The following is a 12,355-nucleotide window of genomic DNA, read 5'->3' as shown; positions in this document are numbered from 1 at the left end:
TTCGCCACCAAGTGACAATAGGGTAGTCAAGTAGAGGATAAAAATATGTCATCTGCTCAAGCGCCCTCCCTACCACCACTGATTCCGCGCGAAATTCTGTTTGGGAATCCCGAAAAAACCAGCCCACAACTATCGCCTGATGGCAAGTACTTGGCATATATTGCCCCTGATGAAAAAAATGTCTTGCAGGTTTGGTTGCGAACTGTAGGACAAGAAGACGACCAGATACTAACTGCCGACAAAAAGCGCGGTATCCGCATTTTCTTCTGGACTTATAATCCCGACCAGTTGATTTATATGCAAGACTCGGATGGCGACGAGAACTTTCACCTCCACTTGGTTAATATCCACTCCAAAATTGTGCGTGACTTAACGCCATTCCAGGGTGTGAAAGCCGAACTTGTGGAACTGGAACCTAAATTTCCAGATCAAGTGCTGGTAGCGTTGAACTTGAACAATCCCCAAAAGTTTGATGTTTACCGCATCAACCTCAAAAATGGTGCAGTGGAGTTCGACACTGACAACCCCGGTAACATTATCAGTTGGACATCTGACGCTCAGTTCCAAATAGGTGCAGCAACAGCTAGCACAGCCGATGGTGGTTACGATTTGTTATTGCAGAAACCAGATAAACAGTGGGAAATTCTTCGCCACTGGGGGCCAGAAGAGGAAGGGAATTCTGTAAGTTTCTCAGATGATGGCAAAACCCTTTACATTCAAGGGAATCATGATGCTAATGCCAAACGTCTGCTAGCTGTTGACCTAGATACCCGTCAAGAAACTGTCATTGCTGAAGACCAGCAGTATGATGTCGTGGGGATAATCATTCAGCCACTGACGCGAGTTATCCAAGCAGTTTCTTTCTACAAAGATAAACAAGAATGGCAGGTAATCGATCACAGTATCACCGCAGATTTTGAGGAAATCGCCAAGGTGCGTCCTGGAGAATTCTCTGTAATTAGCCGCGACTTGGAAGATAAAACCTGGCTAGTAGCTTATAGAACTGACAATGGGCCAGTTTATTATTATGCCTATAACCGAGAGTCCAAAACTAGCACTTTCCTTTTTAGCAACCAACCCAAACTCGAAGCGTTGCAGTTAGCTTCAATGCAACCGATTTCCTACGAAGCACGGGATGGCTTGACTATCCACAGTTACTTAACAACCCCTGTGGGAATACCTACCCAGAATCTCCCAACAGTACTGCTGGTTCATGGCGGCCCTTGGGCGCGGGATGTTTGGGGTTTCTCTCCCACAACGCAATGGCTAGCTAACCGGGGTTATGCTGTTCTGCAAGTAAACTTTCGCGGTTCCACTGGCTACGGCAAAGCATTTTTGAATGCTGGAAATCGAGAATGGGCTGCTAAAATGCATGACGACTTGATTGACAGCGTTAACTGGTTAGTGGAACAAGGTATTTCCGATCCGCAAAAGATTGCCATTATGGGCGGTTCTTATGGTGGTTACGCTACCTTAGTGGGGTTAACTTTTACACCAGAAGTTTTTGCTGCTGGTGTGGATATTGTGGGGCCGAGTAACCTGATTACGCTGATAGAAACTATACCGCCTTATTGGGAACCATTGAAGGCAATGCTTTCTCATCGTGTCGGTAACTTGGAGACAGAAGAGGAGTTTCTGAAATCGCGATCGCCTTTATTCTTTGCTGACCGAATTCAAAAACCTTTACTTATCGGTCAAGGTGCAAACGATCCACGGGTGAAACAATCAGAAAGCGATCAAATTGTCAACGCCATGCAACAGGCTGGTTTGCCGGTGCAATATGCACTTTACACAGATGAAGGACATGGTTTTGCTAGACCAGAAAATCGGTTGCACTTTTTTGCGATCGTAGAAGAGTTTCTCGCCAAATACTTAGGCGGTAGATTTGAACCTTTGGCAGATATCCCTGGTCATTCAGGAATAGTTAAATAAAGTCTCAAAAAGGTGGTTAGTGTCATTCACTGACCACCTTAATATTTTTAATTTGGAAGGATTTATCCATACAACAACTGATTCCTAATTTCATCAGCCGTTAGTGTGCTTACCAGAATGCCAATCCGTTGCGCGACTTCATAAGCATTTTTCTGAGGCACAACGATAATCCCAAAATGTTCTTTATTCTCCTCTATATACTGGAGATGCAACCGCTCAAAATCGACACGGTTATGTGTCAGAATACATCTGCCTACAGAAGTTGCAAATTCAAGTTGTTCGCGGTCAGTTTTTCCGAGTGTTGCTTGTTCTGAAACAGTTGTGATATCCAGACCGCGCGATGTCTAACGACAAACCGCTTTGCGTTTACGCAATAGTGTCGCAACCAAGGCTGACATATCCTCATCGCTGTAAAGTGCAGCAAAAACCGTCACGATGTCCCCAATATAGCTTTTACAGACGGATGTATTAATTCATCGGGTACTCGGTTTCGTTCAATGTATTCATTAATCTCTGCCTGATGATCGAGATAAAAACTCAAAGCATCAAACACTTGTGCTAGCGTCAGATGTGGCAAATGGTTCAGGATTTCTTCTGGCATAATCCCCAATCGCCACAAACCGACAATTGCACGAACAGATGTCCGAGTACCTATAATAATTGGCTCTCCACTCAAAATTTCAGGGTTACGGGTAACGTAGCGCGAGGAGGTTTCAGCGAACATAGAATAAATCACTCAGTAGAACTGGCGTTGCCTTTAGTTTACCAATAGTTATGGTTAGCAGGAGGCTGGTTTGGCAGACTAGAAAATGGCTTGAGCGAGAAATGCGAGCGAGGGATGCGATCGCAGAATAATTTCTCGCCAAATACTAGTATTAACAAGTTAAATTAAATAGCCAAAGTTCAGAATCTACCAGAGGGGCCACTAGTAGAGCTTGGCGGAATAACTAAGGGAGTCTTATTTCCATAAAAAGTAACGCCATTATCCTTTAGCAGAGAAAACCAAGGATCTTTTGATACGTAATCGACTCCTTTAGATAAATATCCTTGTAGATTAGCTTCATAACAAAGGAGCCATTGCTCACCATAAAGTTCATCTTCATTTAAAAATTGTTCCCATGTACTTGTATCTAAACTTTCTTTAATCTGTCCTTGCTTACGTGCATTTAAAGCTAAAATTGCTACTATAGAATCTTCCATTTTAGAAATAGACTCTGTAGCTAGCTTGTTAATTGATAAGTCAAATACCATTGCTGACCAAATAGCCCAAGCGACTTCGCTGCTATGTCCAAGTATTGCATTTCTGTAGATTTGAAAGTTAATAACTTCTTCAAGCAACGATAAGTTAATATTATATTTGTTTACCTTCTTTTCTTGAATTATTGAAAGAGAATCACGTAAAGTACTAGGTTCAATAGTAATTGACTGTAAGAGAAGGCTTTCAAGAAGAGACCAATTCTCTATGTCAAGGTTGTTAATATTACTAATTCGTGCAACTGCATATTTAAGTACTGGTTCTCCAGGAAATTCATTTCTAAGTTTAAATGCTTTATCAAAATAACGAATAATATCTTGCATTTGTGCAAGTCTACTTTCGCTAAATTTATAGTCAGATAGTTCTAAAACCCATATTGAATCTAAAGAACACGGTAACTCAATAATTTTAGTTTTCTCAGAATTGACAGTTAGTTCAAACTCTGAAAGTACCTGTTGAATTTGACTTAAAGCTGATTCAGCATCTGAAATATTTTGAAAGACAAACTCATAATCATCACTATACCGGAAGCCTTTAAATGGATAACTACAAGTGTTTCTTAATCGTTTTTCTAGTTCTATATCTGTTGTACAAAGTATCAATTCGGCAATTACTAATGAAGTATCTGGGCCAATAGGAATACCTAGCGTTTGACCATCTTGACTATTTCTCAAAATTTTATCAAGATTATTTCCCAGAAGAGTCATGTTATTTCTCTGTTGTTTTTGTTTAGCCAATGATTTTCCATGTATTGCCCAGGGAATACTATGAGTGTAAATAGATTGATAAAATCGAGAAATGTCTGTATGTAATATATATCGCCCAGCTATCCTATTTTTAGCTCTTTCAACAGGAATTAAGTAGAAATCAAGTACAGGTGAAATAGAACGTTCACGCTGTGGAAGTGGAGTATGAGTAGGCTTACTTTTTGAAAATTTAGAACGTTTTATTATTTGATCAATTGTAGACCAATTATTATCTAAAAAATGAGAAAGTTCTAAGAAGAATACTGGATTTGGAACACCTAAATTTCTTCTTAATGAGTTATATCTAACATGATTATGGCTATAAATCTTTGCAGTTGTCTTAGGGTAAAGTGGAAAGGTTATTTTACTAGAAGTAGCAAAGTCAGCAAGGGAAATTGTATTAAAAGGAGGAGGCAGTTCTTTTGGGAAATATCCTCTAGCAATTAAATCTCTCCTATTCATCTTTAGTATCTTAGGATTACAGGATTTACTATAAGATATGTTGCCCTGAAATCGAGAGGAAAGCAATCATAATTGCAGTTAATAAAATGGGGTAACTGACTCAAGCAAAGTTTTTGTACGTTCAAAAAGCTCCTTCAGCCGCAATTATGCAAAAAAACTGTGCGATCACACCTCTCAAATCCCTTCGTCAGTCTGCCTTTTAAATTTAAATTAAGGAATGGCATCACCCGCATTGCTTTCTCCAGCTTTGAGTACTTGTTCTACAGTTAGCTGTAACTCTGGGAAAATAGTAGAAGCGATCGCACTATTTCCTGTAAATCTGGTTTCTTCATAAAACCCATCAACTAATATCAGTACGGTAACTGCATTTATTTGGGGGTCAACAATCCAATATTCAGCAATTCCCCTTGCGGCATACTCAGAACGTTTGTAGCGATAGTCCCGATCTTCGTTAGCTTTGCCAGGAGAAACAACTTCGACAACTAATGCCGGAGGTGGCATATCCAGGGTGATTGTGGATCGTGTTGCACCTTCTAAGGCTGTTGCAAGTTCATCCGTCAGCACAACTAAGTCAGGAATGCGAGTTGTCGCACGAGAACCAGCAACAACAATTTCAACTTTGTTACTTAACCGATTGAACGGGACGAACTTGAGAAAAGTGACCAGCAAAAAGAGAGATATCTGGACATTTTTTGGGCTTTCGGGTGGCATTGCAACTAACTCACCTGCCACAAGTTCATAATGACTATCCGTGCCATCGTCATACTTTAAATATTCTTCAAGCGTTAGACGTTTGCCAGTAATTGCAGTCATATCACGTCAACAGAAGTTACACATTGATAGTTTACCAAATTCATCAATCCCGATTCATTATTTAAAACCACAGATAATTCATGAGTATTTATCTGTGGTTATATTTTCATCCAATTAATTTTTGCAAGAGATTTAGTAAACCCCTGATTATTTAAAGCGATCGCTTCCCTAAAATTGTTGCAAAAATCTCAAATCACTAGCATACAAGCGACGAATATCATCGATTTGATGTAACACCATTGCAAAGCGTTCTACACCAAAACCGGCAGCAAACCCTGTATAAACTTCTGGGTCATAACCCACAGACTTAAGTACATTTGGATCGACCATCCCGCAGCCCATCACCTCTAGCCAGCGTCCATTCCACTGCAAATCAACTTCAGCAGATGGTTCGGTAAACGGAAAATAACTGGCGCGGAAGCGAATTGGCAACTCGCCGAATATTGCTTGTAAAAATACTTTAATTGTGCCCTTGAGGTCTGTAAAAGTTAGTCCCTCGTCAATGGCTAAAAGTTCTATTTGATGGAAAACTGCTGAGTGAGTCGCGTCTACATTATCTCGCCGATAAACTCGCCCTGGAGCAACAACCCGAATCGGTGGTTCTTCTCTTTCCATGTAACGAATTTGCACTGACGAAGTATGAGTCCGCAGAAGATTACCATCTGGCAGATAGAAGGTATCTTGCATATCACGGGCGGGGTGGTCAGGCGGGGTGTTGAGAGCCTCGAAATTATAGTAATCTGTTTCCATTTCTGGCCCTTGAGCTACGGTATAGCCCATACCAACAAAGATATCCAGCGCCCGATCAATAATGCCGTTGAGGGGATGAATGCGACCTTGGGGGCTGTAAATACCCGGCATAGTTACATCCAGAGTTTCCGCCTCTAGCTGTAGCTGAATTTGTGCGGCTTCGAGGGCAGCGCGTTGCTGGTCTAGACTAGTTTGCAGGGATTCTTTGACTGTATTGGCGATCGCTCCAATTTTCGGTCGTTCCTCTGCGCTCATTTGCCCCATACTTCGCAACAGTGCCCCCAGTTCCCCTTTCTTACCCAGATAGTTAACTCTGAGTTCCTCTAGGCGTTCTAGGGTGTTGGCGGCTGCGATCGCTTTTTCTCCTTCCTGCCGCAGTGCTAAAAGTTGAGCTTCTAAATTGCTAGTCATTAGTTATTAGTCATTGGTCATTAGTCATTAGTCTATAGTCAAAAGCTATAAGCTGCTCGATAAATAAACCTACAGCCATACCATTAATATCAGCTAAAGGCGAGGATCAAAACCAAATCTTTATTAGTTAGAGACGATTGGGCTAGTACAGCTTGGCGTAAATCTAGCTAACATCTCAATTAACCAGACAAGTTATTAGACAAATTGCTCAGAGCACCTGGTTGAAGGTAGGCGAACTCCACCACAGTATCTAGTGAGTATAAATATTTTATTGCTGCTTGTGACCTCAGACATTGACAAATGGCTAATAACAAATAACTAATAGCTAATGACCAATGACTAATGACTATGAAATTACTAATTAGCAACGATGACGGCATTTCTGCCTTGGGGATTCGTACCCTAGCCAATTACTTGGCAGATGCAGGTCATGATGTGAGTGTAGTTTGCCCAGATCGAGAGCGATCGGCAACTGGACACGGATTAACTTTACACCAACCCATTCGTGCCGAAATTGTTGAAGGGATTTTTCATCCTGCTATCAAAGCTTGGGCTTGCGATGGTACGCCTTCAGATTGCGTTAAATTGGCACTGTGGGCTTTGCTAGAGACACCCCCTGATTTGGTTCTCTCTGGCATTAATCAAGGTGCAAATTTGGGAACTGAAATTTTGTATTCCGGCACTGTTTCTGCGGCAATGGAAGGTTTAATTGAAGGCATTCCCAGCGTAGCGCTGAGTCTTATTAGTCACACCTCTAAAGATTTTCAAGCTGCTGCTAAGTTTGCCAAAATTCTCGTAGACCAGTTAGCCCAAAAACCTCTGCCAGATTTAATGTTGCTCAACGTCAATATTCCTGCTGTGAAGTGGGAAGAAATTGCCGGAGTTACTCTCACCCGTCAAGGCCTACGGCATTACATTGATGTGTTTAATAAACGAGTCGATCCTCGCGGAAAAACGTACTACTGGTTAACCGGAGAGGTAATTGAGGATGTAGAACCCCCAAGCGGATTAAATCTGCCTCAAAATGTACCTACAGATGTGCAGGTTGTACGTAAAAACTACATCAGTATTACTCCGTTACAATACAATTTAACCTACGCAACTGGGCTAGATAAATTGTCTGAGTGGGAATTCAATTTTCAGTGAATCATTTGATTTATCAGGATAAAACTGGAGTTATTCAAATGCATTACAGAAAAATGTAGGCTATAACGTAGGGGCACTCTTGAAATAACGGATACACATCCACCCTAAAACCTGGAAAATTTTAACTGACAGTATTTCATCCACATTTACACAATCAGCCAGAAACAGGGTATGCTGTTTTACCAAGAAATCCTCCCTCTAGCAAAATCGGTGAGACAGCATAAACTTAGACAAAATAAGTAACAAAACTTCCATTTATCGCCCGCTCAGTCCAGCAAGCAACACCCATGTCTAGGATAGAGAACCAATTTACCGTACAATTTTGGGGCGTTCGCGGTAGCATCCCCAGTCCAGGGCCACACACTGTTCGTTACGGCGGTAATACCCCTTGCATATCAATGCAAGCGGGCGATAAACGCTTAATTTTCGATGCTGGCACAGGACTACATGTTTTGGGGCAATCTTTGTTGCGCCAAATGCCGTTAGAAGCTCATATATTTTTTACCCACTCTCACTGGGATCACATGCAGGGTTTTCCCTTCTTTACCCCAGGGTTTGTCAAGGGGAATGATTTTCATATCTACGGCGCGATCGCACCTGATGGTTCGACCATAGAACAGCGCCTCAACGATCAAATGTTGCACCCGAACTTTCCCGTACCCTTGCAGATTATGCAAGCCAATTTAAATTTCTACGACATTCGACCGGGGCAACCAATTCATATCGATGACGTTACCGTAGAAACCGCACCTTTAAACCATCCAGGTGAAGCTGTAGGATACCGTGTCAACTGGCGTGGTGGTGCTGCTGCTTATATCACTGATACCGAACATTTTTCCGACCGACTCGATGAAAATGTGCTGTGGCTAGCTCGTAATGCCGACATCCTGATTTACGATTCTACCTACACAGACGAAGAATATCATTGCCCAACATCCCTGAAAATTGGCTGGGGACATTCTACCTGGCAAGAAGCAGTGAAAGTGGCACAAGCTGCTAACGTCAAAACTTTGGTTATTTACCACCACGACCCCGCCCACAATGACGACTTTTTGGATCGTGTAGGCAAACAAGCAGCTGAGAAATTTCCTGGTGCTATTATGGCACGAGAAGGAATGGTACTTCAGGTTTCCACCTCAGTTGCCTTATCAGAATCTTTTCCTGTTAGCAAGTTTTCTACCTAAAGATTGCGATCGGAGGAATTGGAGATTTTAGATTAGATTGGTGATCAGAAGCTTTCAGCGCGAGAGCGTAACTGTTGGCTGTACGGTGAGACAGCACTGCCCAGAGTTGTCAGAGCGCCAACCACAGGATCAGGGCGGCAACAGGAGGACAAACTTCATAGATTCACCAACACAGCCTAGATACTCACAAACGCCTTCTCTTGTGGCTGAATCAGAGATTAACCTCGTTACAGCCTCAACAAGGAGCTAGAGGCTTTTTAGCTCTGGTATTTGGGGTTATCTGGACTTAGCAATTAGCTGTCAAGCTAATAGCACAAGATATTATCTTGGGCGGCTTACCGTGGGTTAGGCTTTTGGCTGATAGCTAAAAGGGATTGCATCAATACCCTGGCTGATCGCAAAAAACCTCATGGGCAGTTAGTGAATGTCCTCCTCAAGGCGGTTTACCATAGGGTAGCTTCCTGCTGATAGCTAAAATAAACCTAAAATCTCAGAATCCACGTGCTAAATTTGTCTAAAAATGGGTGTTCTGTGTGGGTTGCTTCTTCGAGCGAAGGGCTGCTAACGCCGACTGCTGTTGCCCTTGGCAAGTTTGATGGCGTTCATCTTGGTCATCAAAGGGTAATTCAACCAGTCTTGCACGCTGGGAGTCAGTTCTCAGTCGCCAGTAGTCCGCAGTCAAAAGAAAATCAACAACTAACAACTGACAACGGACAACTGACAAATCAAGAATATACCTACTCAACAGTTGTCACCTTTGACCCCCATCCACAGGAGTTCTTTACAGGGCAGCCCCGGACTTTGTTAACGCCACTGGATGAAAAAGTCCAACAATTGCGATCGCTTGGGGTAGAACAACTGGTACTACTACCCTTTGACAAAGAATTATCTGCCCTGACCCCCGAAGAATTCGTCGGAAAAATTCTCGTGCAACAACTGCAATGCCAGCGAATTAGTATCGGGGAAGATTTTTGTTTTGGCGAAAAGCGTAGTGGTACTGCCAAAGATTTGCAATTAATCGCCGCCAAGTACAATATCCCTGTGGCGATCGTTCCCTTACAAACTTATACAGGTGACTCGCCCACGCAAAGCAGTTGCGTCAGTACTACTCCGGCTCAGGATGCCCGCATTAGCACTTCATTAATCCGCCAAACCCTTGAGCATGGCGACATCGAAAACGCCAATCTACTACTAGGACGTCCCTACACCCTCCTTGGTGATGTCATTCAAGGTCAACAATTGGGCAGAACGATTGGCTTTCCCACCGCCAACCTCCAACTACCAAAAGAAAAGTTTTTGCCCCGCCAAGGAGTCTATGCTGTCCGCGTTTTTATTCTCAGTGAAACATCAGATGTCCCTCCTAGTGAGAGCTTGGGCGTAATGAATATCGGTAATCGCCCAACTGTAAATGGTACTTATTCATCTGCGGAAGTACATTTATTCGATTGGTCAGGTGATTTGTATGGTAAAAAACTGGCTGTCCAGCTAGTTAAATTTTTGCGCCCTGAACAAAAATTTCCTTCTCTAGAAGCCCTGAAAACACAAATTCAACTTGACTGCGTTGTTGCTAAAGAAGTTTTGAGTGCTTAGTGGGAACAATAGATAGGGCATTGGGCGTTGGGAATTGGGCATTGGCCAAACAGGGCATGGGGCAGAGGACAAGGGGACAAGGAGAATTGGGGACAAGGGGAAAGACTTGTTGCAAGTTCTCACCTCTTGTCACCTTGTCACCTTGTCCCCTTGTCCCCTTGTCCCCTTGTCCCCTTGTCCCCCAGTCCCCAGCGATGCACTGAGTTTCGACTGCGCTCAACTACTGCTTGTCGTTGGCGCAGCCTCTCCAAGAGTTGTGTCCCAATTCCCCATTCCCTACTCCCTATTCCCCGCACCGCATGAGAGAAAAAATCGACGCCTTAACACAAAATCTGGCTCTTACCATCGTTGGTAAAACCGAAGCAATACGCTTAGTGCTAGTCGCCTTGCTAGGTGGTGGTCATGCTCTCCTAGAAGATGTCCCTGGTGTTGGTAAAACCCTGCTCGCGAAATCTTTAGCTCGTTCACTGGATGGCAAGTTTCAACGGCTACAATGTACTCCCGATTTACTGCCAACTGATATCACTGGTACCAACATCTGGAACCCAAAAAGCGGCGAATTTACTTTTCTGACTGGGCCAGTCTTTGCCAATGTGCTGTTAGCTGACGAAATTAACCGCGCTACACCCCGCACTCAGTCAGCTTTGTTGGAAGTTATGGAAGAGCATCAGGTAACAGTCGATGGTGTCTCTCGTGCAGTTCCCCAACCGTTTTTTGTCATTGCTACTCAAAACCCTATTGAGTATCAAGGTACTTTTCCTCTGCCGGAAGCGCAAATGGATCGGTTTATGTTGTCCCTGAGTTTGGGCTATCCTTCCGAGACAGAAGAACTCCAGATGCTGCAAAATCTCCAAAATGGTGTGAAAGTTGCTGATTTGCAGCCTTGTATTACCTTGGCAGAAGTACAGGAATTGCGTTACTTATGCTCTCAAGTAAAAGTGGCAACTTCCTTGCAACAGTATATTCTCGAGTTAGTGCGGGCAACACGCCAAGATGAGGAAATAGCCCTTGGTGTCAGTCCGCGTGGCACATTAGCATTACAACGGGCTACCCAAGCGCTAGCTTTTCTATTAGGGCGTGATTATGCCATTCCTGACGATGTGAAATTTCTCGTCCCTCATGTTCTTTGCCATCGCCTGATTCCTAGAGGAGGTCGCAACGCAAGAACTGTTATTGAGCGATTATTGCGATCGGTTTCTATTCCTTAATGCAAGGGTTAGTATGAACTTTATATTCCTTATCCTGTTTCAATTTGTGCCTGTTAACGCGAGTTAGATGAACTAAAAAACGGCTATCCGGGGTGGTGGTAACTGTATTTCTTGCTATGGAGGATATTTGTTTACGCTTCTACTCCGGTTCATCCTGCCTCAGATCGCACTAGTAATAGCTACAAATAGCTAAGGGACTTCCAACTAAAAAAATATCCTATCACTGTGGAGGCGGGGGGCAGGGAGCAGGGAGCAGGGGGAGAAAGAAAAATCTTATCTGAGTAAATTTGGATAATTTATTTTCTGGAAGTCCCTAAACAGTCGTATGTGTTTTAAACTCAGCTTTTGGCAACTTCTCTGATATTTGAGAGTATTTCACTTGACGCAAGATTAGTGGTGGCACGCGACATAATCATGGTCGTCGGGTCCATGATACATTTACGGGTCTAAAAAAACTTGTTGAAAATTAGCCTATTTGTTTTGGCAATATTTGATATCTCGATTGAATGGAGATGACAGTATTTCTTGTCTACCTGATGTTATTAAAGTAAAGTTAACTACTAACACTAAAGTATTTTCAATTTTGATAGAAGCTGCTACTCTCGCCTAACCAAAAGAAATTGATTTATTCGTAAAGTAGTTATTGATACAATTACAATTATTTTTATTATTTAATAATTTAGCATAATAAGTACTGAATAACCTAAAAAATTTTAACTGATAATTTATAATTCATAATTATTTTTTGAGTAAGGATTTAAATCCTACTTATAATGAAATTATATCAAGTTCGGCAAATCACTTACGATATGTCATTGCGAATGCAACGAAGTGGAATGAAGCAATCGCAAGGCTTTG

At 42.5% G+C, this 12,355-nt stretch carries 10 protein-coding genes; 5 read left to right on the top strand and 5 right to left on the bottom strand.

Annotated features, from left to right (window positions below; genetic code table 11):
- Positions 1-45 precede the first annotated feature (45 nt).
- The gene (locus tag RM347_RS00050) at positions 46-1,932 is read left to right on the top strand and encodes a S9 family peptidase (protein ID WP_322722023.1); all 1,887 of its coding nucleotides are present in this window, start codon (positions 46-48) and stop codon (positions 1,930-1,932) included.
- A 62-nt stretch (positions 1,933-1,994) separates the two neighbouring features.
- Here RM347_RS00050 and RM347_RS00045 read toward each other — a convergent pair whose 3' ends face one another.
- From RM347_RS00045 to pheS, 5 genes are all read right to left on the bottom strand, one after another.
- The gene (locus tag RM347_RS00045) at positions 1,995-2,258 is read right to left on the bottom strand and encodes a DUF5615 family PIN-like protein (protein WP_416211951.1); all 264 of its coding nucleotides are present in this window, start codon (positions 2,256-2,258) and stop codon (positions 1,995-1,997) included.
- 104 nt (positions 2,259-2,362) lie between these two features.
- A complete protein-coding gene (locus RM347_RS00040; RefSeq protein ID WP_099102280.1) occupies positions 2,363-2,656 on the bottom strand; it encodes a DUF433 domain-containing protein in 294 nt (97 codons plus the stop codon).
- A 179-nt stretch (positions 2,657-2,835) separates the two neighbouring features.
- Positions 2,836-4,395 carry an RNA-directed DNA polymerase gene (locus RM347_RS00035; RefSeq protein ID WP_322722022.1) on the bottom strand — a complete coding sequence of 520 codons (1,560 nt, stop codon included), beginning with the start codon at positions 4,393-4,395 and terminating at the stop codon, positions 2,836-2,838.
- A 210-nt stretch (positions 4,396-4,605) separates the two neighbouring features.
- A complete protein-coding gene (locus RM347_RS00030) occupies positions 4,606-5,208 on the bottom strand; it encodes a Uma2 family endonuclease (protein ID WP_322722021.1) in 603 nt (200 codons plus the stop codon).
- Between the two features lie 168 nt (positions 5,209-5,376).
- Positions 5,377-6,369, bottom strand: a complete 993-nt coding sequence (gene pheS, locus RM347_RS00025; RefSeq protein ID WP_322722020.1) for a phenylalanine--tRNA ligase subunit alpha — start codon at positions 6,367-6,369, stop codon at positions 5,377-5,379.
- A gap of 348 nt (positions 6,370-6,717) precedes the next feature.
- Between pheS and surE the strand changes: the two genes are divergently transcribed.
- From surE to RM347_RS00005, 4 genes are all read left to right on the top strand, one after another.
- Positions 6,718-7,515, top strand: coding sequence for a 5'/3'-nucleotidase SurE (gene surE, locus RM347_RS00020; protein WP_322722452.1), 798 nt, complete (start codon positions 6,718-6,720; stop codon positions 7,513-7,515).
- A 287-nt stretch (positions 7,516-7,802) separates the two neighbouring features.
- The gene (locus RM347_RS00015; RefSeq protein WP_322722019.1) at positions 7,803-8,699 is read left to right on the top strand and encodes an MBL fold metallo-hydrolase; all 897 of its coding nucleotides are present in this window, start codon (positions 7,803-7,805) and stop codon (positions 8,697-8,699) included.
- 501 nt (positions 8,700-9,200) lie between these two features.
- Positions 9,201-10,289 carry a bifunctional riboflavin kinase/FAD synthetase gene (locus RM347_RS00010; RefSeq protein ID WP_322722018.1) on the top strand — a complete coding sequence of 363 codons (1,089 nt, stop codon included), beginning with the start codon at positions 9,201-9,203 and terminating at the stop codon, positions 10,287-10,289.
- A gap of 299 nt (positions 10,290-10,588) precedes the next feature.
- A complete protein-coding gene (locus RM347_RS00005) occupies positions 10,589-11,497 on the top strand; it encodes an AAA family ATPase (protein WP_322722017.1) in 909 nt (302 codons plus the stop codon).
- The last annotated feature ends 858 nt before the right edge of the window (positions 11,498-12,355 follow it).

Source organism: Nostoc sp. ChiQUE02 (genome assembly GCF_034531305.2).
Lineage (GTDB): Bacteria > Cyanobacteriota > Cyanobacteriia > Cyanobacteriales > Nostocaceae > Nostoc.
The sequence above is the reverse complement of the archived record's forward strand: the minus strand, read 5'-3'. Positions and strand labels throughout refer to the sequence as shown.